Origin of the sequence: Microcoleus sp. A6-C6, from assembly GCF_036705955.1 — a bacterium.
Taxonomy (GTDB): Bacteria; Cyanobacteriota; Cyanobacteriia; order Cyanobacteriales; family Microcoleaceae; genus Microcoleus.
In genome coordinates this window covers 1-21,662 of sequence record NZ_JAUBVR010000078.1, presented here as the reverse complement: position 1 = coordinate 21,662, position 21,662 = coordinate 1, and the positions used below count along the sequence as shown (strand labels likewise).

Annotated in this window: 21 protein-coding genes; 11 read left to right on the top strand and 10 right to left on the bottom strand. The window is 46.0% G+C overall.

The features are described from left to right. Positions 1 to 15 precede the first annotated feature (15 nt). From QUB52_RS23915 to QUB52_RS23905, 3 genes are all read right to left on the bottom strand, one after another. A complete protein-coding gene (locus QUB52_RS23915; protein WP_332973009.1) occupies positions 16 to 879 on the bottom strand; it encodes a GNAT family N-acetyltransferase in 864 nt (287 codons plus the stop codon). A 374-nt stretch (positions 880 to 1,253) separates the two neighbouring features. Next, complete coding sequence (locus tag QUB52_RS23910; protein ID WP_265233506.1) at positions 1,254 to 1,679, bottom strand: photosystem I reaction center subunit II PsaD; 426 nt, start codon at positions 1,677 to 1,679, stop codon at positions 1,254 to 1,256. Between the two features lie 299 nt (positions 1,680 to 1,978). Then, positions 1,979 to 2,398, bottom strand: coding sequence for a peptidoglycan-binding domain-containing protein (locus tag QUB52_RS23905; protein WP_332973008.1), 420 nt, complete (start codon positions 2,396 to 2,398; stop codon positions 1,979 to 1,981). 107 nt (positions 2,399 to 2,505) lie between these two features. Between QUB52_RS23905 and QUB52_RS23900 the strand changes: the two genes are divergently transcribed. After that, complete coding sequence (locus QUB52_RS23900; RefSeq protein ID WP_332973007.1) at positions 2,506 to 2,799, top strand: hypothetical protein; 294 nt, start codon at positions 2,506 to 2,508, stop codon at positions 2,797 to 2,799. A gap of 228 nt (positions 2,800 to 3,027) precedes the next feature. On the opposite strand, the gene QUB52_RS23895 is transcribed toward QUB52_RS23900, so the two are convergent. From QUB52_RS23895 to QUB52_RS23885, 3 genes are all read right to left on the bottom strand, one after another. After that, positions 3,028 to 5,022 (bottom strand): DICT sensory domain-containing protein, encoded by a 1,995-nt coding sequence (locus QUB52_RS23895; RefSeq protein ID WP_332973006.1) that lies wholly within the window; start codon positions 5,020 to 5,022, stop codon positions 3,028 to 3,030. Positions 5,023 to 5,202: 180 nt separating this feature from the next. Next, positions 5,203 to 5,514, bottom strand: coding sequence for a DUF2973 domain-containing protein (locus tag QUB52_RS23890; RefSeq protein ID WP_265233502.1), 312 nt, complete (start codon positions 5,512 to 5,514; stop codon positions 5,203 to 5,205). A gap of 158 nt (positions 5,515 to 5,672) precedes the next feature. After that, positions 5,673 to 6,002 carry a DUF2605 domain-containing protein gene (locus tag QUB52_RS23885; protein ID WP_332973005.1) on the bottom strand — a complete coding sequence of 110 codons (330 nt, stop codon included), beginning with the start codon at positions 6,000 to 6,002 and terminating at the stop codon, positions 5,673 to 5,675. Between the two features lie 535 nt (positions 6,003 to 6,537). Here QUB52_RS23885 and thrS point away from each other — a divergent pair. The 4 genes from thrS (at position 6,538) to QUB52_RS23865 (ending at position 10,924) form a co-directional block, all read left to right on the top strand. Then, complete coding sequence (thrS, locus tag QUB52_RS23880; protein ID WP_332966834.1) at positions 6,538 to 8,364, top strand: threonine--tRNA ligase; 1,827 nt, start codon at positions 6,538 to 6,540, stop codon at positions 8,362 to 8,364. 112 nt (positions 8,365 to 8,476) lie between these two features. After that, on the top strand, positions 8,477 to 9,265 hold the full coding sequence (locus tag QUB52_RS23875) for a DUF4058 family protein (RefSeq protein WP_332973004.1): 789 nt from the start codon (positions 8,477 to 8,479) through the stop codon (positions 9,263 to 9,265). A 30-nt stretch (positions 9,266 to 9,295) separates the two neighbouring features. Beyond that, positions 9,296 to 10,081, top strand: coding sequence for a DUF4058 family protein (locus QUB52_RS23870; protein WP_265233499.1), 786 nt, complete (start codon positions 9,296 to 9,298; stop codon positions 10,079 to 10,081). A 30-nt stretch (positions 10,082 to 10,111) separates the two neighbouring features. Then, positions 10,112 to 10,924, top strand: a complete 813-nt coding sequence (locus QUB52_RS23865) for a DUF4058 family protein (protein WP_332973003.1) — start codon at positions 10,112 to 10,114, stop codon at positions 10,922 to 10,924. Here the strand turns inward: QUB52_RS23865 and QUB52_RS23860 are convergent. Together QUB52_RS23860 and QUB52_RS23855 are read right to left on the bottom strand one after the other, a co-directional pair. Next, entirely contained in the window at positions 10,921 to 11,856 is a 936-nt protein-coding gene (locus QUB52_RS23860) for a DUF1350 family protein (RefSeq protein WP_332973002.1), read from the bottom strand. The two genes, QUB52_RS23865 and QUB52_RS23860, sit on opposite strands and share 4 nt — an antisense overlap. A gap of 99 nt (positions 11,857 to 11,955) precedes the next feature. Further along, on the bottom strand, positions 11,956 to 12,777 hold the full coding sequence (locus QUB52_RS23855; RefSeq protein WP_332973001.1) for a hypothetical protein: 822 nt from the start codon (positions 12,775 to 12,777) through the stop codon (positions 11,956 to 11,958). 432 nt (positions 12,778 to 13,209) lie between these two features. Between QUB52_RS23855 and QUB52_RS23850 the strand changes: the two genes are divergently transcribed. The 6 genes from QUB52_RS23850 to QUB52_RS23825 all read left to right on the top strand — a co-directional run bounded on the left by QUB52_RS23850 (position 13,210) and on the right by QUB52_RS23825 (position 17,464). Beyond that, positions 13,210 to 13,431 carry a DUF3285 domain-containing protein gene (locus tag QUB52_RS23850; protein ID WP_265233495.1) on the top strand — a complete coding sequence of 74 codons (222 nt, stop codon included), beginning with the start codon at positions 13,210 to 13,212 and terminating at the stop codon, positions 13,429 to 13,431. Between the two features lie 244 nt (positions 13,432 to 13,675). Beyond that, on the top strand, positions 13,676 to 14,212 hold the full coding sequence (gene ybeY / locus QUB52_RS23845; RefSeq protein ID WP_265233581.1) for an rRNA maturation RNase YbeY: 537 nt from the start codon (positions 13,676 to 13,678) through the stop codon (positions 14,210 to 14,212). 160 nt (positions 14,213 to 14,372) lie between these two features. Further along, positions 14,373 to 14,882: a diacylglycerol kinase family protein gene (locus QUB52_RS23840; RefSeq protein WP_265233494.1), complete on the top strand. Its 510-nt coding sequence runs from the start codon at positions 14,373 to 14,375 to the stop codon at positions 14,880 to 14,882. A 179-nt stretch (positions 14,883 to 15,061) separates the two neighbouring features. After that, the gene (locus QUB52_RS23835) at positions 15,062 to 15,649 is read left to right on the top strand and encodes an anthranilate synthase component II (RefSeq protein ID WP_265233493.1); all 588 of its coding nucleotides are present in this window, start codon (positions 15,062 to 15,064) and stop codon (positions 15,647 to 15,649) included. A gap of 255 nt (positions 15,650 to 15,904) precedes the next feature. Next, positions 15,905 to 16,687, top strand: coding sequence for an MBL fold metallo-hydrolase (locus QUB52_RS23830; protein WP_265233492.1), 783 nt, complete (start codon positions 15,905 to 15,907; stop codon positions 16,685 to 16,687). 168 nt (positions 16,688 to 16,855) lie between these two features. Then, positions 16,856 to 17,464, top strand: coding sequence for a fasciclin domain-containing protein (locus QUB52_RS23825; protein WP_332966827.1), 609 nt, complete (start codon positions 16,856 to 16,858; stop codon positions 17,462 to 17,464). Positions 17,465 to 17,832: 368 nt separating this feature from the next. Here the strand turns inward: QUB52_RS23825 and QUB52_RS23820 are convergent, their stop codons facing one another. Both QUB52_RS23820 and QUB52_RS23815 read right to left on the bottom strand, forming a co-directional pair. Continuing rightward, positions 17,833 to 20,574 (bottom strand): CHASE4 domain-containing protein, encoded by a 2,742-nt coding sequence (locus tag QUB52_RS23820; protein WP_265233489.1) that lies wholly within the window; start codon positions 20,572 to 20,574, stop codon positions 17,833 to 17,835. Between the two features lie 331 nt (positions 20,575 to 20,905). Then, positions 20,906 to 21,662 (bottom strand): transposase (locus tag QUB52_RS23815; protein WP_332976285.1); only part of this gene is annotated, 757 nt, incomplete at its 5' end.

Below are 21,662 nucleotides of genomic sequence, written 5' to 3'. Positions count from 1 at the left end.
AACTTCGCTATACAATCAATAAACAAAAGACGGAAACCAACATCCCTCCGGCGATTGGTACTCGCCAACTGCCATCACCGCCATCGGTTTGACGGCGCGCAGCCCTTCTTTCAAGCACCAGCGAAACAAACTTGCATATCTCAGCGGCAAGTGGAAAGCTAGCACATCTTCGGAACTGTACGCAGCAGCCCCCAAGAGCAAAACCTGCATATCTGCCTCTGTTTCGGCGACGCTGTGACCCAAAGCAGACACCGCACAAGTATAAGCCACAATCCGACCTTGCTGGTACGCCACTAAGGGAGAATAGTTATTCATGGCGTATTCTATCTCGGAAGTTCGATCGCACCCGCATACTTTTTCGCACAAAGCCTGACATTCGCCCACATCCTCACCAGTCAGGGGCCGCACCTCAAACCCATATTGCGGCTGGCTGCGAAACTTCCCCTCCATTAGCACGAAAGGTTCTTTCACTTCAAAACCCAGAGAAGCGTACAGCGACAGCGCAGCCATGTTGAAAGATTCTTGCACCAAACGGATGCCCTCCGCGTCTTTTCCCCGTTCCACCAAGGCTTTCATGATTTCTCGCCCTGCGCCGCGTCCTTGAAAAGCGCGATCGACACTGACGGGCCCGATACCGCGAATTGGGTTGCGTTCGTCCATAAAACCGCAGCCGACAACCGCACCATCACTTTCGGCTACGATGCCAAAAAAAACCGGACTTTCGATAAAAAGGCTAATAATCTCAGTTGACAATTCCTGCGTCGGAAAATCTGTGTTAGGGAAGCAATGGCGATCGGAAATATCTTTAAAAGCTTCATAATTAATGCGAGCGCAAACATCGATATCATTTGGTGTTGCTCGCCTGATTGCGACATTCATTTTATAATTAATGATTAAGTTTTAATTAGATTTGAAATTTGCAGCAGTGGGGCGCGGCCCGTTGCTGTCAGCTCAACCCTAAAATTATTGATAAATCTCGCTTTTATCCGAGTCTCGATGGGAGCATCTCCTGCATTGGAAAAAGCATTTTTTTATTATAATGCTGTCCTCGCTCGCGAGTAGAACCAAGCGAGCGAGGACAGCACTAAAAAGCAAAACTGAGACTAGCCTGTCTCGATCGCCCTCAATTACCAAAAAAATGGGTAGGAAAGAGAATACTCTTCCCCTTTTGTTTGGGGGGCCTGCGGGCGATCGGTCTTAACTGAGCTTTTGAGGCCTTATTACCTTTTCAAGCTCAGCGATTAGCTCAAAACCTAAACTTCGTAGGTTTTCTTACCGGTGAACTTCACCTTAATCGGATCGGGATTGCTGCCAATATTGCGGTCAATCTTACCGACGTAGGGACGACCTTCGTTCACCTTCTCAGGGAACACGCCATCCTTGGGATGCAGGTACTCATTAGAACCGTCGGGAAATACGCGGTAAACTTTGTAGTTCGTGATTTTGAATTTCGCCCGCAGTTGCTGGCCGCCCAAAGCGATGCACTGCTCCTTCCGGGGCAAATACAGCAAGTTGTCGCCTTGACGCATAATCGCAGCGCCACCTGTAGGCATTTCAAACACCTGCTCCTTGGGGCTAGTCCAAGTGATAGCATACTTCTCTTCAACTAGCGCCTTGGTCAGCAAGCCGCCGGTGCTGCCGCCGAAGATTGGGGGTTGTCCAGTCAGTTCTTCTGCCATAGATATATCCAAAGGATTTTACGGCATCCTATCATTCAGACTGCGCGCTGTTCTCAAAATTGTAAGGAAAGTTAACAGTTTGTGGGCGATCGATCTTTTCTGATCATTGCTAATTAGTATTTAATAATTGATATTTTGTAATTTTTGCAAAACTTAGAAAACATAATTATCAAATACAAATTTCGTAAAAAATAGCTCAATAAAAACGCAATGCTTCGGGTGTTTGTAGCGCACCCTAAGCATCGCACATTCCCCAAATTTACCCTCTACGGGCGATCGCACCATTTACCGCACCCAGCCTAAGTCAAGAACCAATTAGGGTCATAGCCGCGCGGAATTTGACTCAAAGCAGTCCAAGTTTCTCGATCGACAATCCCATCAACTTCAATCCCAAAGCTTTTTTGAAATGCGCGAACAGCCTCCTCCGTCTGAGTAGAAAACTCGCCGTCAATTTCGCCACTGTAGTGCTGGGAAAGCCTAAGAACTTCCTGAACAGTAGTGACTGCTTCCCCAGAACTGCCGAATTTAAGTACCGGCATATTAACCGGAGATTGAGTATAAAGCGCCTGCCAAGTAAGCGGCCCGACAATACCGTCCGGCGGCAAGAAAACCCGAAACTGAAATAGTTTCAAAGCAAATTCAACTGCTTTATCAAAAATTCCTTTTGCAGGCGGCCGGTAAACGCGCAGCTCGGTTAGCAGTTGTTCTAGTTCCAACACGGCTTGACATTGAGAACCTAATTGCAGTTGCGGCTTGTTGGCGATACCTTCTTAGGTAGAATTCATCTGAGTTTTCAGTGACATAATCGATTTTGTAACATCTAGCTTTGAGTATTTTTTGTGTAAAAAAGTTTTTCCTGTCGAAACATTTGCATCCTCAAGTTTTGGCGAATCAACACTGGCGATGGCAGTATCTCAACAGATTCGATCGACTTTTAGAGTATCTATTAGCTGATTTGCCCAAAACTGCGGGGTCAATGAAGATGGGAATCGATCGCATCCGCGACATTATGCAATCTCTACGCAACTATTCCCGCACCGACACTCTGCACAAAAGAGCAGTTGACATCGGGGAGTCATTGGTCATGGGTCATTGGTCATTGGTGTCAAAAATTGCCTGAAAACCTTTGTATATCTCGCTGATAGCAGAGGCAAGATCCCCCTAAATCCCCCTTAAGAAGGGGGACTTTGAGTAGACTCTTATCCCCCGCTTATTAAGGGGGGTTAGGGGGGATCGACGCTTGGATACACACCAGAGATACAAAGGTTTTTAGGCGATTGTTGACACTAATAAATAATGCCGTTTCCTTGCGGAAATTATGGACACGGCAATGCCATTTCCCTAGATTCTAAACAATTGGAATAGTAAAGTGAAATTCGCTTCCTCGGTCTTTTCCTGGGGAATCTGCCCAAATTTTACCGCCCCAGCCTGCGACAATCTGCTTGCAAATTGCTAATCCCAAACCGGTACCGCCGGCGCTGCGCCGCAATGCTCCTTCTTCTTGATAAAATCGATCGAACACTACTTTTAAACTATTCGCCTCGATTCCCCGCCCCGTATCGGATACGAGCACTTCCACCATCGCAGAACCGTTGCATTTGGCTCTGATGGTGACGCTTCCCTGCGGTGTGGTGAATTTGCAAGCGTTGTCTAGGAGTTTGGACAGCACCTCCACTAACCATTCGCCGTCTGCTTGCACTAATGGCAATTCTGCGGACACTTCGGCGATAATTTGTGGCAACTTGCGATCGACTCCGCCGCGCGATCGCACGCTGCTGAGGGCCAAATCCACGCATTCTTGCAGCGTCAGCGATTCTACATTCCATTTAACTTGTCCACTTTCTAGGTTAGAAAGAGTTAAAAAATCTTGGACGAGTTTACGCATTCGATCGGCATCTCCGAGGGCTGTTTCTAACATGATTGTTCGCAATTCTTGGGGCATATCTGGCTCGGAGTTCAAACTTTCCAGACATACTTGAATCGTCGATAGCGGAGTGCGGAGTTCGTGTCCGGTGATGGCTATGAGATTGCTGCGAGTGCGGTCTAATGCTTCTAATTGTTGGTTGAGTTCTTCTAAATTAGCGTAGGTTTCTGCTTGAATTAAGGCTGCTCCGAGTTGGGTGGCGATCGCCTCTACTAAAGCAATTTCGTCTTCTTCCCAAGGCGAAGTCGATCGGCACTGGTGCATTTCCACCATGCCCAAAACCCGCCCATGATAAAGCACCGGCACCATCAACCAAGAGACTATCTGCCAATTTTTGACAATTTTGCCCAAAGATTTTGTATCGACAATCAGCGGGTGTTGTGCTGTGTCTTGGATGTAAACTCGCTCTTGCCGCGCTACCGCGTCGTTCCATATTGGATTTTCCTGTAGCGGCCAAGTCTGATTTAGGAGAGAACTAGCACCCAGGCGCAAAAACTCGCGATCGATTTTCACCGACACATCTGCGGCTTTGCAGCGATAAATCAAACAGCGGCTGGCTGACAGGGCTGTTCCCAGTTCTTGCACTGCGACTTCGACGATTTCTTGCGGGTTGAGAGACTGCCGCATTGCCGTTGTAATTAAGTTTATGAGGCGTTCTTTGCGTTCTTGGGCGGCGATCGCGCTGTATGCTTTCAGGAGTTTGTGCTGGCCTGATTGCAAGTAGGTTACTAAGCGTTTGGTAAAAGCGTCGCTCAATTTGGGATTGGGAACTCTTGAGTTTTTGGGCGCGCTTTTTTCTGGTTTGGTGGCTGGGGAAGTCGCGGATTTCCTGGTTTTTTTGGTTTTTTTGCCCAGCTTGTAAGTTGTGCGTGCTCGATCGATCTTTTCGGTCAATTCGGGGCGATATTTGACAATTCGATCGAGCAACAATTCGGCAGCTTTGCAGCTTACCTCCCTGTCGAACGTCCAAACTCCCTCAAATCTGCGAGCTTGATCAATCAACAGCGGGCCGCGATCGTCTTGATTCTCGATCGGCACAATTTTTTCTTGACAAATCAGACAAGTTGAGTAGTGTTGCCCCAGCACCACTAAGTGCCACTCTTTACTTAATGCGTCCTCCGGTGCAAACGCCACAGTTTCGTGATGTTCGGAGGAATTTTTAAACTCAGTTTCCGGTACTGCTAGCACGTATACCTGAGAAGATAGAGTGGCAATTCGCCGATAGCGGTGAGCTTCCTGTAGGTAGAAGCGCTCTCGCTGAAAGCTAGCAATGACTAGCGGTTCGTCGTCGGAGCCAGCCAAAACCAAGTCTTCCATCGCGTGAGACAGCGCTGTCATGGAAGATTTGAAATAAATTTGTGCCCGCAGTGGGGGCAATGCTTGCAGAAGTTCTGCCAGTAGCGGAATTGGGACGATCATCTACCCTTAAGCGTGCATTTTTGCCGGTGACAAAACTGGAGCGATCGACCGTAAGTTGAGATCGATCCCTTTCCAGTATCTCTCAAAAGTCGCTACAAATAGGCCGTTAGCGAGAAACTAACGGCCTATTATTTTTTTCAGTAAGCGACTCTGAGTATAAATGCTGCGACTGCGATTAAATTAGCGTCGTTCGCCCCCTTCGTCGCTGCCGCCGGGAGATGATTTGTAGAGAGCATCTAATTGTTCGCGCGCGTCTTGGACAGTCAGCGAACGCATCACTAGCAGCGGCTCGTTAACGATATTTCCGTATTCGTCTAACAGTTCTGGATGGGGTACAGCTTGAGAGCGAGGATAGGATGCGGAGCCATGATTTGCCCTGAATTGTTGGGGGCGCTGGGACTCCATACCTACCGTGACGAGACTGCGGATTAAGTTACCGACTGCCAGAAAGGCCAGAACAGTGAAAGCTAAAATATAAAGCAGGTGTAACATGATATTTTCCTCCCGGCTAAACAGCCGCACAGCAGTTTACAAATGTGTTTCAGCAAGTAATAACTTATTAACTGGAAATCTGTTGGAACTTGTCAAGTCGGCCGCGACATTTCCTCTTGTTTGGGATTTAACAACAAGTTTAACTTGAACTCGCTTCCTTATTTTTCACGGGGATCTGACTGCCATGAGCGAAAGCGAGCCGATACTTGCCAGCATTCGGCGAGCAATCTGTGCCACGGCATCAGTGCTGCGGTTTCAATTGCAACTTGACCTCCGGTTGCTTGAAATAGAGCTTTAGCCGCGCCTACTTCTTGCTGAGCCTGTTTGACTCGCGCCAGCAAGTCGGATTGATCCTCGCCGCTCAGAAAGGGAATTTCCTCAGTTTCTAAGAGAGTGGTCGATCGCTCGAACCAGTATCTAAAATCCTCTAACAGCGGTTCCAGTAGGGATTTGAGCAACTCTGATTCCGGCAAATTGGAATTAAGCATGAATAAAAATTGGGTTATCTACTTATTCTAACCTTAAACGTGCTTTACAATCTGTAACATATTATTAACAATAATTCAAGGATTTAAAAAAACTAGCAGGTGGGGGTGAATAAACTTAACCGTGCCAGGAGCAATTTTTGAGTCAAAATCCCAAAATTATGGGAAATATTGGCTCAGACAGCGTGTATATAGCTGAAGGCTCTGTTATACAGAAAACAACAAAAGCAACAGTTTCAAAATTAAGAAAGTCCACAGGTATCAACTTACGTCAAACGTAGTACAGGTATGCTGTCTGACGATTAGGCCGCAGATCCCCCCCTAGCCCCCCTTCTTAAGGCGGGAACCGGAAACGACGATCAAAGTCCCCCTTCTTAAGGGGGATTTAGGGGGATCTAGACTCAGCTAAAAGCGAGATTTTTGAAGTGTTCTAGCCTGAAGTTGACACCAATAGCCTCAGCCGGAAGTCGGCGGTTCCTGTCCCATTCTGAGTAAGATAGAAGCAACTACAACTCTCATTAATTGCTAAATTCAGCCGATGTCTAGCTCAGAATCAATGAACGCTCCAGAAGAGTCCGTTAAAATTCAGTTGCCCCGCACCAGCGAGTCGGAGCCACTAAAAAAAATTCGCCACACCACATCTCACGTTATGGCGATGGCGGTACAGAAGTTATTTCCCAAGGCTCAAGTGACAATTGGCCCTTGGATTGAAAACGGTTTCTATTACGATTTTGATTGCCCCGAACCTTTTACTGAAAAGGATCTCAAGGCAATTAAAAAAGAAATGATCAAAATCATTAACCGCAAATTGCCTGTAACTCGGGAAGAAGTCAGCCGCGAGGAAGCCCAACGCCGGATTAAGGAGATTAATGAACCTTACAAATTAGAAATTTTGGCAGGTTTGATTGAACCGATTACTCTTTACCATTTGGGTGACGAATGGTGGGATTTGTGCGCCGGGCCCCATTTGGATAATACCAGTGAATTGAATGGAAGGGCGATCGAGCTAGAAAGCCTAGCAGGAGCATACTGGCGCGGCGACGAAACCAAAGCCCAGCTACAGCGCATTTACGGCACAGCTTGGGAAACACCCGAACAGCTAGAAGCCTACAAACACCGCAAAGAAGAAGCCCTAAGACGAGATCACCGCAAATTAGGCAAAGAATTAGGCTTATTTATTTTTGCCGATGCGGTTGGCCCCGGTTTGCCTTTGTGGACACCGAAAGGCACGATTCTGAGAAGTATTTTAGAAGATTACTTGAAACAAGAACAAATCAAGCGCGGCTACTTGCAAGTTGTGACACCGCACATTGCCAGAGTTGATTTGTTCAAAATTTCGGGACACTGGCAGAAATACAAAGAAGATATGTTTCCGCTGATGGCTGAAGACGCAGAAGCGGCAGCAAATGAACAGGGTTTTGTGATGAAACCGATGAACTGCCCTTTTCACATTCAAATTTACAAAAGCGAGTTGCGATCCTATCGCGAATTGCCGATGCGCTTAGCCGAATTCGGCACAGTTTACCGCTACGAACAATCGGGAGAATTGGGTGGTTTAACCAGGGTGCGCGGCTTTACGGTGGATGATTCCCACTTGTTTGTCACGCCGGAACAGTTGGATGCTGAATTCTTGAGCGTGGTGGATTTGATTCTGTCAGTATTCAAGAGTTTGCAACTGAAGAATTTTAAGGCGCGTTTGAGTTTCCGCGATCCGAATAATTTAGAGAAATACATCGGTTCCGATGAAGCTTGGGAAAAGGCGCAAGGTGCAATCCGCCGCGCGGTGGAAACTTTGGGAATGAATTATTTTGAAGGAATTGGGGAAGCGGCTTTTTACGGGCCGAAACTCGATTTCATTTTCCAAGATGTGTTGGATAGAGAATGGCAATTAGGGACTGTTCAGGTAGATTACAATTTGCCAGAACGTTTTGATTTGGAATACGTTGCTGAAGATGGCACTCGCAAGCGTCCGGTAATGATTCACCGCGCTCCTTTCGGTTCTTTGGAGCGTTTGATAGGAATTTTGATCGAACAGTACGCGGGGGATTTCCCAATATGGTTAGCGCCGATTCAGGTGCGGTTGTTGCCTGTTAGCGAGGAGTTTTTGCCGTTTGCTAAGGAAGTCGAGGCGAGGATGAAGGCGCTGAATATTCGCGCGGAAGTTGAGAGTAGTGAGCGTTTGGGTAAGTTGATTCGCAATGCTGAGAAGGATAAAATTCCGGTGATGTGTGTTGTGGGTGCGAAGGAGGTTGAGGCGAATAGTTTGAATGTTCGGACTCGTGCTTCTGGGGAGTTGGGGGCGATTTCGGTTGATGAAGTTCTTGGGAGGTTGCAGGCTGCTATTAGTAGTTATGGCGATTTTTAGGGGAGTTTTTTAACCGCAGATGCACGGGGATTAACGCAGATGATAGTTTGATATTGTCTGCGTTTTTCTAATCTGTTTGCTAAAATGATAGTAATCAACGGGAGGTACGATTATGCCTAATCCTTTTCCGGGGATGAATCCCTATTTAGAACATCCTGATTTTTGGCCGGAAGTTCATCATTTACTGATTAGTGCGATTAAAGAGTCCCTCACTCCGCAATTACACCCAAAATACCGCGTCGCTATTGAAAAGCGAATTTATGAAATTCAAGGTAAAAATTCTCTATTATTAGGTAGTTCTGATGTCTCTATCGAACATAAACACTATCCCACCAATCCGGTATCATTTAATGTTGCTGTCGCTGCCCGCACTGTGGAACCTGTAAAAGTGAGAATCCCAGTGTCGGAAGAATTTAGGGAAGGATATTTAGAGGTAATCGACATGGCGACAAAGGAAGTTGTTACAGTTATTGAAGTGCTTTCACCTCCAAATAAACGTCGGGGGGAAGGTCGGAAAAAATATAATAATAAGCGAAAGAAAATATTTGATACGAGTACGCATTTAGTAGAAATAGACTTGTTGCGGGATGGGGAACCTTTGCCAGTTTTTGGAGATTATAATGAAAGTGACTGCCGCATTTTAGTCAGTCGCAGCAATCAACGTCCGATCGCAGATTTGTACTTATTTAACATTCCCGATCCAATTCCTGCATTTCCCTTGCCTTTGCGTCCAGAAGATGTAGAGCCTGTTTTGGATTTACAGGCGCTGATTAATCAAGTATACGATCGCGCGGGATATGATTTTGAAATCGATTATACCGCCGAACCCGTTCCTGCGCTGTCGGAAGCCGATGCTGCTTGGGCTGATGGCTTGTTGCGGGAGACAGGGTTAAGGGGTTAATGTAGTGGAAAATTTCAACAATATATTACTATGCCTAATCCATTTCCGGGGATGAATCCCTATTTAGAAAGTCCTGATTTTTGGCGGGCGGTTCACAATCGGTTGATAGTGGCGATCGCAGATTTTTTGACTCCGCAACTGCTGCCTAAGTATTTAGTGGACATTGAACAAAGAATTTATCAAATCAGCGGGGAAGATGCTTTATTGGTCGGTATTCCCGATGTGGCCGTACAGCGATCGCCAATTCCAGCAACTTCTAGCACTGGAAATGTTGCTGTCATGTCGCCGTCTGTGACAGCTTTGAGAGTGAGAGTGCCTACAACGGTGGAAGTTAGAGAAAGTTATTTGCAGGTAATAGAACAGGAAACTAAGAAAGTAGTTACAGTAATAGAAGTGCTTTCGCCGACGAACAAGCGCGGCAAAGGGCGGGAGATGTATGAGGAAAAACGCTATAAAGTGTTCGCAGGGCGATCGCACTTAGTGGAAATTGACTTGCTGCGAAGTTACCAACCTTTGCCTGTTTTTGGGAATGATATTGAGGGAAGTTATCGGATTTTGGTGAGTCGGGGAGATTGTCGCCCCGCGGCTGATTTGTATTTGTTTAATCTACCAGATGCAATTCCGGCTTTTCCTTTGCCTTTGCGCCCAGGCGATGCGGAACCAATTGTCGATTTACAAGCGTTATTAAATGGGGTTTACGATCGCGCCGCCTATGACTTTAGAATAGATTACACCGCCGAACCGGTGCCTGCGCTGTCGGAACCGGATGCTGTTTGGGCTGATGCTTGGTTGCGGGAGATGGGATTGAGAGGTTGATGCTGTGGAAATTTTCAACAATATATTACTATGCCTAATCCATTTCCGGGGATGAATCCCTATTTAGAAAGTCCTGACTTTTGGCCCCAAGTACATCACTTGCTTATTAGTAGCATTTTTGAATCATTAGTGCCGCAGTTGCTGCCAAGATATATCGTTGATATTGAAAAAAGAGTTTATGAGATTAGCGGGGAAAATTCCATATTAGTGGGGATTCCTGATGTCACCGTGCAGCGCTCTCCAATTCAAACAAAGCCTACTTCTTCTAATATCGCAGTTGCTGTACCACCTGTGACAGCTTTGAAAGTAAGACTGCCAGTACCTGTCGAATTTAGGGAAGCCTATCTAGAGGTGCGAGATACAGAAACTAGGGAAGTTGTGACAGTGATTGAAGTGCTGTCACCAGCCAACAAGCGTCCTGGGAAAGGGCGAGAAATGTATGAAGAAAAGCGAGAAAAGGTGTTTGCTAGTCGGACTCAGATGGTGGAAATTGACTTGCTGCGAAGTTACCAACCTCTGCCAGTTTTTGGTAATGAAATTGAGGGAAGTTATAGAATTTTGGTAACTCGGACAAATCAAAAGCCTTTGGCAGATTTGTACCTTTTCAATTTGCCCAATATGATTCCTCAATTTCCTTTGCCTTTGCGTAGCGGCGATGCGGAACCAATTGTCGATTTACAAGCGTTATTAAATGGGGTTTACGATCGCTCCGCCTATGATTTTAGAATCGATTATACGACAGAACCCGTTCCTGCGCTGTCGGAACCGGATGCTGTTTGGGCTGATGCTTGGTTGCGGGAGACGGGGTTAAGAGGGCGATCGCAAATAACAACGGATAGTTAAGCGCCTAACCGCTTTTTCAAAGCATCCAAAAAATGAACAGACCAATATTCAAGGAATCGGCTTTTCAGGGGTTTAATGAATTTATCCCAAGGATTGAGGTCAACAATATAATTACCGATTTTGATGCCAATCGGCTCTAAATGTTTGCCTTCTATTTCCTGGCTCAATAAAGGCAATTTTCTATTACTTAGCTGTTGTATGAGCCAAAGTACATCGCTGTTTTTTTGTTCTTCTAGACTTTTGTTGATATCATTGATAGAACCAGCAATATTATCTCCATCGAAAGAAATTATTGCAGTCAAATTAAACAGAGAACTATTAGCGATAAAGCATTGAGTTTGTTCTCTGGTTGGTAGCACTCCTAAACGGAATTTGTCTAACAGTTTTGCTAGCGATCGCACTGGAATAGCGCTCTCGGTATTGCTGATATCAGGAGCAATTAATAACGAGGGCTGGTCTTTAATTGAAGGTCTGTCGATGCCCAGATTTTCGATTAAGCTGTGAATCTGTTCGTAGTCAGAGCGATCGCAGAATTTATTCACAATATTTGGATACCGATCGTCGCTTAAAAATTCTAAAAGAGCAATGTACTTGCATCCCAGACTGTGACCTACCCAAAAATAACTCGATAGTTCTTGATAAATTTCGCTTTCATAGCCTAATTTTTGAGAAATTTTGGTCAGTTCTGTTCTCAGGATCTCCTGTTCTTTTAATAACCCAATAGCGATCGGCCAGTGACGAAAAGTAAATCTAAATGGCAAAGCAACTACGGTATAACCTTCTTCAAACAACTGCTGTAAAAAATATCGATAAAACAAAATTGGTAAACTACCAAAAAAAGTTCCACCAATAAATTGAACAACACCTTTGGGCTGCGGATGAACAGCCACCCAACTAAAAGAAACAGGCTGAAACTTAAAGGAGTTCGACATTTGAATAAAGCTCCGTGAGTGTATGAGTAGGCTTAATTAAACGTAATCAAACATAAGGTGGGCATTGCCCACCCTACAGTTACTTACCCTTTAACAGTTCTAGATGCTAGACATTCTGACAGGAATCTCTAATTTTTCCATCACTGCATTTAGCTCGCTCAAATTGACCTCACTGGCATCGAGCTCGGCTAGCAGTTGCACTAGCATTCTAGCTTTTTGTGGATTCTCTGCTTCCAAACTATCCAAGTTCAAAGTACCGTTGCTTAAGTCTTCCAAAAGGGGCTGAAAGATTGGCGAGACGAGAGTTGGTGCTTTGATAAATGGTTCGAGTGGTCCAGGAGGAATTTCGTTGAAGCCTTTTCCACTGGCGATCGCTAAAGTGTAATTGATTTGATCGAAGTCTAGTGGAGTAGTAGGTGCCGGGAAAGGTGGTGTTTGGAAATTATTCGGCAAGAAAGTACCGCGAATTTCGGGATTCAATAATACCTTGACTGCTGAGAGGGGTCCAGGAAATCTTCGGCGCCGAAATAGTGAGACAAATCCGCGCACTTCCAACATACCTGCTGTCAGAACGTCTGGCAGTTTAGGCAACAATTGAAAAGATGCTGTGTTGCGAGCGCGTATTCTGAAAGATGCGCGATAGTTCTCAGTTTCCCCCACGTCGGCGTCCTTAATCAGAGTAATTGGGGAGTTATTGCCTACACTATCCAAAAATATGACAGCGTTGCCGAGCAAGACTCTATTCGGGTTTGCAGGCAGGGGTTTGCGGATGGTAAACTGAATCCGATATTCCACCTCAAACGATTCGAGATTGGTGATGGTGAGAAAGTATCCCTGAACGATTCGACGAGCAACGGCTTCAAGGCCACCAATTGGAGGTGCGATCGGCTTTGTGAGGAGTTCAAAGGTGGAAATTTCCATGTTGTTTTCAGAGTAATTTAACTTTTTGGGCTAGTCTTTACCCGGAAAAATTTGTTTATGTTTTTCCGTGGCTATCTCTATGAATAACTGCTCGTCGTGGTTGGTTAACAGTCCCTTTTTCTAGTGACACTCACTTGAGTTAACTCAAGTGAGTGTCACTTGATTGTGGGACTTGACAATTTAAAATTTTTGTTTAACCCCTGAGAAACACGGATCGGGAATTAAATTTATCCTTGTGTATCTGAAGATGAAAAGAAAATATCGAAGTGATAATCAGCCCGATCGCACATTAATCTGTTGGTATAATCCCCCTTTAATGGGTCCGGGGCGATCGAAAAACTCAAAACAGCTACACAAAACGTTACATTTTTGTTACCATCGTGGCGAGTCTGTCCTCAGCATTCGCCCTTTTAACCTTCAAAACTAACCGTTATGGATCAATCTCCCTCCACAACTCCCGCCTCCGAAGAGCTCGCCGCCGAAACTCCGATCGCGCCGACAAACAATGCACCTCCACCGAGTTATGTCAAGCTGGCGATGCGGAATATGGTTCGCAAGCGCGCGACTTCTTTGTTTCATTTTGCTTTGACGGCGGCCGGACTTTTGGGCGTACTCGTCGGTTTGGCTTTTCTTGATCGATATTTCAACTCTTAGAATACCCGGCGCTTGAAACCGCGGCGGTTGAATACCGGACGGTTGAAACCGCTTCGATACAGACACTCACGCGCCTCCGCGGGTTAAATACCGCGCCGTTTGATGTGATCGCGCGATCGACCCATTGCAATCTTCAACAGATTCCTGTAATCTGCCTGCTTAAAGCAAAAAGTCCCCGCCGCCCGATCGCCCAATTTGAAATTGTAAAAAAATTGAATATATTGCTTGACAACAGATGCGAAAAATGCTAATTGAGGTGAACGTCGAAGACTGTTATGGACTCGCCCAACAATCCGCCGACACTTACAACCACCCGGAGAATCAACCCAGCGGGGAGATTGCAGCCGAAACCTGGGAAAATTGGTTTAGCGTTTGGCTGGAAAACCAGGAGGCGGATGTGCCAGTCGCCCCGGGCTACGAAGTCAGTCTGCGTCTCACCGCCGATGCCGAGATCCAAGCCCTCAACGCCCAATATCGTCAACAAGATCGATCGACCGATGTCCTAGCTTTCGCATCTTTAGAGGTAGACTGTCCTCAGTTAGAGGAAATGCAGTCATCGGAACCTCTATACTTGGGTGATATCATTATCTCGATCGACACAGCGCAGCGACAAGCCCAGCAGCAAGGACATCCCCTGAAGACCGAACTAGCTTGGCTGGCATCCCACGGTTTTCTACATCTTTTGGGCTGGGATCACCCGGATGAAGCAAGTCTGACTCAAATGCTCGATCGACAAGAAACATTGTTGCGCGCGATCGGTCTTGAGATCCAAACACCATAACTGACATTGATACTGATTTAACCAATCATGCCAAGCTCAACATAACTCTCTAAAATTACATCAAAACTTTACCAAAAGCTGAGGAAAGTTACCTAGACTTGATGAAGTGAATTTTACAAGTCTAGCTTGCATTCATTTTTGTAACTTAAAGTTGGTTGTTATGACAATAGATAGACCGTCAATTTCATCAAACATCCCACCGTTTGCGATCATGCCTCAAGACTCTTCGAGCCCGACAGTCCACGAGTCAAAAAAGCCCTTGAAATACAGACGAGAACTGTCCTGGAAAATCGCCTCTAGTTTAGCTACGAGTTTTAGATACGCTTGGGGTGGGCTGACTTATGCCTTTGAAACTCAGCGCAATTTTCGGATTCACACTATTATTGGCACTTTGGCGATCGGACTAGGACTATTTTTGCACCTGAAACCTGTAGAAATATCAGTAATCGGTGTCACAATTGGTATAGTTTTAGCAATGGAATTGTTGAATACGGCGATCGAATCGGTGGTAGACTTAACCGTTGGGCAATCTTACCACGAACTCGCCAAAATTGCCAAAGACTGCGCTGCCGGAGCCGTTCTGGTATCCGCAATGGCCGCGGCGATTGTCGCTGCTGCACTGCTGCTTCCTCCCTTGTGGGTAGTTGTTCAAATTGCGATCGTCCGTTAGTAACTTATAGGCCAGGCAAATTTTACATTTTAGATGACCAATTTGAGGCTTTTAGTTTTATTTGTACATATTGCAGCTATTTTAATCTTGGGCATCAATCTAAAATCTTCAAACTATTGCATTCAGGCAGCGACTCAATCTAAGATCTAAAATCTCAAACCTAAAATCTAACTTAACCCGTGATTATAGTCATCGATAACTACGACAGTTTTACATACAATTTGGTACAGTATCTAGGAGAACTCGGCGCTGAATTGCCCGTAGCAAAAGAAGTCCAAGTCTACCGCAACGACCAAATCTCCTTAGCAGAAATTCGCCGATTGCAGCCCGCAGCAGTGGTTATTTCTCCAGGCCCAGGGCGACCGGAAGATGCGGGAATTTCTCTGGAATTAATCAAAGAATTGGGGCCGACTTTACCAATTTTAGGCGTGTGTCTTGGACATCAAAGTATCGGTCAAGTATTCGGCGGCAAAATTGTTTCTGCACCCGTATTAATGCACGGCAAAACTTCTCAGGTAGAACACGCAGGAGTCGGAGTTTTTGTAGGAGTAGAATCACCGATGGTTGCAACTCGCTATCACAGTTTGGTAATTGAAAAGCAGAGTTGTCCTGAAGTTTTGGAAGTTACGGCTTGGGTTGAAGATGGCACGATTATGGGTGTGCGGCATCGGGAATATCCACACATTGAAGGTGTGCAGTTTCACCCGGAAAGTATTTTGACGACTTCGGGAAAGCAATTATTGCGGAATTTCTTAGAACGGCTTTAAGTAGAAGGAAGAAGGAAGAAGGAAGAAGGAAGAAGGAAGAAGGAAGGAAGAAGGAAGAAAGAAAAAACATATACACCCAGCTTGAGCGCGAGCCGTATTTTACGTTTAATCAAGTGGATTTGCTTAGTTGAATTTCTCTCGATTTGTAGAGTACGCAGTGCGCACCTTACGGTAAGACTAGAGTACACATTTCGCACCGGACTGTGTTTTGTGGTATAACAACAAACGACCAACACCCGATAACCCAACCACAAGATGAAACGGCGACAATTAATACGTTACGCACAGACGGGTTTGCTAGCAGCTTTAGCAACTGGTTTGCCCTCTGGATGGGAAAGCTATCAAGCTCAAACTGCTGATTCTTTGTCGGTTCAGTGGTTGGGCCACACTTGCTTTTTGTTTACAGGTGGCGGTGCGAGGGTGCTGGTGAATCCTTTTCGCCCCCTAGGCTGTACGGCAGGCTATCGTTCTCCTAAAGTACCTACAGATTTGATTCTGATTAGCAGCAGATTGCTCGATGAAGGGGCGGTAGACGGATTTTCTGGCAATCCCGGCCTTTTGTACGAACCGGGCGCTTATCGATCGAACGGGCTCAGGATTCAAGGCATTCGGACGCAGAAAGACCGTGAGGGAGGAAAGCGATTTGGGGTGAATGTGGCTTGGCTTTGGCAGCAAGCTGGTGTTAAGATTTTACACTTGGGTGGACTTGCTGGGCCGATCGGCATTGAAGAACAAATCCTGATTGGGCGGCCGGATATTTTGCTAATTCCCGTGGGTGGAGGGCCGAAAGCTTACACTCCGGCGGAAGCCAAGCAAACTGTGCAACTTCTCAAACCGAAAATGGTGATTCCCACGCATTACAAAACCCAAGCCGCCGATGCAGCAGCGTGCGATTTAGTGCCGCTAGATGACTTCTTGGCGCTGATGGATGGTACGCCAGTGCGCCGATTGAATAGTGACACGATTTCGATCAAATCTGCTGATTTACCCCAAACAGGTTCGGTGATTGAGGTTTTGAGTTATAGATTTGGGAGTTGAGACTCTTTTTCCCTAAGCTTGCGTTATAGTTAGGGAGTTTTGGTCGATCGACAATTCCAGCTCATTTTATCTCTACCTTAGCCTTTCCCAACCTGATCTTTTGAGGAAATTTGGCTAACATAAGAATTCACGTTCACTGTTTTATTGTCATAAGGAAATACAAGCGTAATGAAAAATCAAAATGTACCTAGCTGGAGCAAAAAAATCACAGGTTTGGCAGGAGTAATCGGCGCTAGCGCGTTGATTGCTTTCCCGGCTTGGGCTCACATCAACTCCAACACCAATGTGAATAATGCAACTCCAACTCAACAAGTTGCAGAAAATATGAAACCAATGGCTTCACCGGCACCAATGGCCGCCACTAAGGATATTGTCGCTATTGCATCTGGCGACCCTCAATTCAAGACATTGACAAAGGCTTTGGGAGAAGCAGGTTTGGTGACAACTCTCAAAGGAAAAGGCCCTTTCACTGTTTTTGCACCGACAGACGCGGCTTTTGCTGCTTTGCCAAAAGGAACTTTGGAAAATTTGATGAAACCAGCTAACAAAGCCAAACTTGTTAAGGTTTTGACTTACCACGTTGTTCCGGGTACTGTTTACTCTACCAGCCTCAAATCGGGCGATGTTAAAAGTGTTGAAGGTACCTCGCTGAAAGTGGCAGTTGCCGCAGGCAAAGTTACTGTTAGCGGTGCTAATGTTGTGAAAGCTGATATCAAAGCTAGCAACGGCGTTATTCACGTAATTGACAAGGTTTTGATCCCTGCTGATGCGAAGTAAGACTAGCATTTTTGGTCTCAAATGATGTCAGATTTGGTTAAATGAACGCAAAGTAAGGAAACGGCAAAAGCCAGGACACGGCGCCGCGCCTTTCGGAGTGTCAACAACCAGGTCAAATGTATCACCTGTCTTCTGTCTGATAATTAAGACCATATCCCCCTAGCCCCCCTTAAAAAAGGGTGGAACCAGAAGTGGATCAAAGTCCCCCTTCCTAAGGGGGATTTAGGGGGATCTGCCCTCGGCGGTAAACGAGAGATTACAAAGCGTTCCAGGGTTGTGGAGACTTTCCGAAGGCAGTGCCGTTCCCTACTGGCAATTAGATGCCTGTATTTCCGATCAAATCGTGAGATCAAATTCGTTTGAGAGCGCTAATCTAAGCGTATTGGGCTAGATGACAATTTTGCCGGCAACATGAGAGTAAAAGTTGACCCCTTGCCCAACTCGCTATTCACCGTAATTTCTCCCCCCAGCATCTGAGAGTATTTCTGCGCTATTGCCAAACCCAAACCCGTACCTCCGTACTTGCGAGTAGTCGAAGCATCAGCTTGCGTAAAAGGTTGAAATAACTTTTGTAGCTGTTCCGGAGTCATCCCAATTCCCGTATCAGTACATTGAAAAATTAACTGTTCACCATCCCAACTATTTTCGTCATTTTTAATTCTTTCAACGCTGAGTGTAATTTTCCCTTGCCGAGTAAACTTAGCTGCATTGCTGAGCAAATTAAACAAAATTTGAGTAAGCTTAATTTTATCCGAATGCAATTCGCCAATATTCTGAGGACACTCAACATTCAGCCGATTGGCATTTCGGAAAAATAGCGGTTCAACAGTTCTCGCTACATCTTGAACTGCCTCGAACAAGTCAAAATTTTCTAATTCAAATTCCGCGTGACCTGCTTCAATCTTCGACAAGTCCAGAATATCATTAATCAATCCCAGTAAATGATTGCCTGCATTGTGAATTCTTGCCAAATCCTCCACAAAATTGTCTTCGCCAAAATCTAAAGCATCTTCTTGCAGAATCTCGCTGTAACCGATAATCGCATTCAGAGGAGTTCGCAGTTCGTGGCTCATGTTAGCCAAAAACTGACTTTTAGCCAAATTAGCTGCTTCTGCGGCTTCCTTTGCTTTGTACAGTTCTGCCTCGCCTTGCAAGCGGTCAGTCACGTCGTGAGCCAGCACTAATTCAGCATTTCTGCTATCAAATATCAGGGTATAAGAAGTAATTTCTACATCAATAATTGTGCCGTTTTTGGTCTGGTGCTGACACACACCGGCAAAATCAATACTGGTATCTACTTGGGATATATTTTCTAGCAATGTCGGTAGTTCTGGGCTCGGACGAATATCTGCAACGGTCATGTTGAGAAATTCGTCGCGAGTGTAGCCGTAGTGGTGGATAGCAGCCTGATTGACGGCTATAAATTCCAGAGTTTCTAAATCGTAAACCCACATCGGATGGGGATTATTTTTAAACAAAAGTCTGTAGCGTTCTTCCGAGGCTCGGAGTTCGACTTCGGCTTGCTTGCGCTCGGTAATGTCGCGGACAACAGTGCAAATAATCTCGCGGCCGCCGTAGGAAATCACGCTGGCACTTACTTCCACGTCTACGCAGGAACCGTCTCGGCGCAGGTAGAGAACTTCGCCAATTCTGAATTGTTTGTCCGCCAGCAGGGACTCGATATTGCTGTCAATTAGGTCTTTGGAGTAAGCGACGATATCGTAAATAGTCAGTTGCGAAATCGTATCAAGACTGTAATCGAGCAAGTTTCTAAAGGCTGTATTGGCTTCTAAAAGGTGTTTGGTTTGAGCGTCCCACAGGAAAATGCAGTCTGTAGCTTGCTCGACTACGGCTCGGTAGCGGGCTTTTTCTTCTAGTTGTTCGTTTTCGGCGCTGGCGATCGCCCCGAGCATTCCATTGATAGTATGGGCAAGGTCGGACAACTCGTCTTCGCCCGTGACCGGCAGTCGCACCGAGAGGTCTTGGCTACTACTGACGCGGTTCACTGATGAAGCCAAACTGCTCAACCGAGAAAGCACCAGACGCTCTATCAGCAGCAGAGTGCAGCCGATAAATCCGATTCCCGCTAAGCCTACAGACACCAGCAGGTACAGCAAACTGGTTTGACCTTGGCGGTAGATTTCTCTGGGCATATCCACCCGTAGAAGTAACGCTGGTCGATCGTAAATATCCCGGATCAAAGCATAACCCGCCATCAAATCTTCGGTGACAGGACGCACCAAAATCGATTTTTTTGCCGACAGTTTATCGCGCACATTCCGAAAGTCAGCCGGCAACTCAGCCTCATTAACGCTGTGTACAATCAGCGGCAAGCGAGTAATTTTAGAAAGCTTGGCAATGCCCGCAGCATCCAAATTGCGCCCGAATACCAGCGTGCCTCGAATCGGGCCAGTGCTTTTTGTAGTGACAATTGGCCGGGAAGTAATCAGTATCGGCCCTGACGGTAGCAGCAGAATACCGGCGAGGCTGCTGTTGACGTTGGGGTGCTGCAACAACGGGTCGCCCAGAGAAATGTGCTGTTTTAAGGCTTCTGGAACAGGCGTTAGTTTCACCTTTTGGCTGTCGAAACCCGTACCGTAAACTATTTTGCCCGAAGTATTGACAAATAGGGCTATGTTAACTCTCACATTAGCCAGTCCTTCGGGAATCAAATTTGAGGCGATGAATTCTTTGTTACCATTTTGGATGAAAGCGTAGGTGTCGTCCCAGGCTGACCAGTCGGCAAAGCGCGAGTTGAAGTCGTCTGCGGTTTGCCCGAACACGCTGAGCACTCCCTTAACAACCTGTGTGGCTTCTTGTTCCTCTGCTTTGACAAGGCTGCCCAAAAGGATACTGGAGGAGGCTGCATAGAGAATGCCAGTCAATCCAGCGATGGTAATGCCAACTATTGATAGTGTTTTCCGACGCAGTTTCATCTTGCCGAGTGTGTGTTGTCCGTCCGAAATTATCAACTCAGGAGCAATTTTACTGCTGTTTCCTGAATCCTGGCTGCTGGCGCAGCGCCAGTCTGCAGGCAGGGAGTCGGGTAATTCGAGTTTTTGGTCTGACGCACCGTATCGCTGCCTAGTTAAAAAGTATACAGGTAACATCCAGTGACTTCAGGCATGGGGATGAGAGCTGGTTTTTTGTTAAACAAGATCTTCGCCAAACGGGAAAATCGCCTCATAAATTAGGTTGGGTTGAGGTACTCGTACCGAACAAATAGGTTTTGGTTTCGCTTTGCTATATCCAACAAACCAATAAAATTGTGCAAGTATTCGTTATATAGCCTTTCTTAGAAAGATGAGGGCATAGGGCATAGGGCATAGGGCATGAGGCTCTCCTCACCACGCTTGAGAACCGTTATACCAGTTTCAGAATTGACACTCAAGCGGGCTGAAGCCACGCTCGATTCTGCTGACAGAATAACTTTAGTTATTACTAAAGCCTGATTCTCGCTACGGTAGCCAAACACCGTCTACCCAGTCGGTCAAGTTTTACACCTAACTTACTAGCTACTTTTCTGAGAATATTAGCGGCACCGTGAAGATCCGCATTAACTAAACTTCCGTTCGCAGAGCGATACAATCCGCGTTTAATTCGCCGTCCAGATGCTTTCCACCCCAGCGGTTTTTCACCGTATCTGGGTAGGGAGTCTCCATCAAGAAAGCTAGCTTTGGAGCTGTATGCTTCTTCTGTTTCAGTGAATTGAATTCCGTGTAAATCACAAAGTTGATTTAAGCGCTCTTTCAACTTACCCAAAGGCATCTGAACAAATTTTTGATTGTTCAGACTGCCCATATCAACATTGGATTTAAACCCTTGGTTCCATCCAATTACCAGATTGCCGATACCGTGTTTCAAACAATGGTCAACAATTAGCTTCGCAGCTTTATTGATGCCATCGCGCATCTGGTGATTGCGCTTGCGGGTTACGCGGTCTAGCCAACTATCCCAGTAACCTGTGGGCTTCCCTTCTTTCCTGGTCGCTATTTTTTTGTTCCAAAGCTGATTCATCGCCTTCATAACGCGAGCGTCGAGCAAGAAAGAATTTCCCAACGTGTCAACACAAGCAGCTAAATTGTCGGCAGTTCCCAGATCAATTGATAATGCTTGACTGCGATCTAAATTATGCTGCTGGCATTCTACCTCGTAAGACACTTCCAAATAGAAAGCACCGTTTTTCGGGAGAATCGTG

Coding starts and splice junctions, on each gene's coding strand:
- QUB52_RS23870 (WP_265233499.1), top strand. CDS start 9,296: ATGCCTAATCCATTTCCGGGGATGAATCCCTATTTAGAAAGTCCTGAT.
- QUB52_RS23855 (WP_332973001.1), bottom strand. CDS start 12,777: ATGGAAATTTCCACCTTTGAACTCCTCACAAAGCCGATCGCACCTCCA.
- thrS (WP_332966834.1), top strand. CDS start 6,538: ATGTCTAGCTCAGAATCAATGAACGCTCCAGAAGAGTCCGTTAAAATT.
- QUB52_RS23825 (WP_332966827.1), top strand. CDS start 16,856: ATGAAAAATCAAAATGTACCTAGCTGGAGCAAAAAAATCACAGGTTTG.
- QUB52_RS23820 (WP_265233489.1), bottom strand. CDS start 20,574: ATGTTACCTGTATACTTTTTAACTAGGCAGCGATACGGTGCGTCAGAC.
- QUB52_RS23840 (WP_265233494.1), top strand. CDS start 14,373: ATGACAATAGATAGACCGTCAATTTCATCAAACATCCCACCGTTTGCG.
- QUB52_RS23865 (WP_332973003.1), top strand. CDS start 10,112: ATGCCTAATCCATTTCCGGGGATGAATCCCTATTTAGAAAGTCCTGAC.
- QUB52_RS23915 (WP_332973009.1), bottom strand. CDS start 879: ATGAATGTCGCAATCAGGCGAGCAACACCAAATGATATCGATGTTTGC.
- QUB52_RS23850 (WP_265233495.1), top strand. CDS start 13,210: ATGGATCAATCTCCCTCCACAACTCCCGCCTCCGAAGAGCTCGCCGCC.
- QUB52_RS23910 (WP_265233506.1), bottom strand. CDS start 1,679: ATGGCAGAAGAACTGACTGGACAACCCCCAATCTTCGGCGGCAGCACC.
- QUB52_RS23885 (WP_332973005.1), bottom strand. CDS start 6,002: ATGCTTAATTCCAATTTGCCGGAATCAGAGTTGCTCAAATCCCTACTG.
- QUB52_RS23875 (WP_332973004.1), top strand. CDS start 8,477: ATGCCTAATCCTTTTCCGGGGATGAATCCCTATTTAGAACATCCTGAT.
- QUB52_RS23860 (WP_332973002.1), bottom strand. CDS start 11,856: ATGTCGAACTCCTTTAAGTTTCAGCCTGTTTCTTTTAGTTGGGTGGCT.
- QUB52_RS23830 (WP_265233492.1), top strand. CDS start 15,905: ATGAAACGGCGACAATTAATACGTTACGCACAGACGGGTTTGCTAGCA.
- QUB52_RS23890 (WP_265233502.1), bottom strand. CDS start 5,514: ATGTTACACCTGCTTTATATTTTAGCTTTCACTGTTCTGGCCTTTCTG.
- ybeY (WP_265233581.1), top strand. CDS start 13,676: ATGCTAATTGAGGTGAACGTCGAAGACTGTTATGGACTCGCCCAACAA.
- QUB52_RS23895 (WP_332973006.1), bottom strand. CDS start 5,022: ATGATCGTCCCAATTCCGCTACTGGCAGAACTTCTGCAAGCATTGCCC.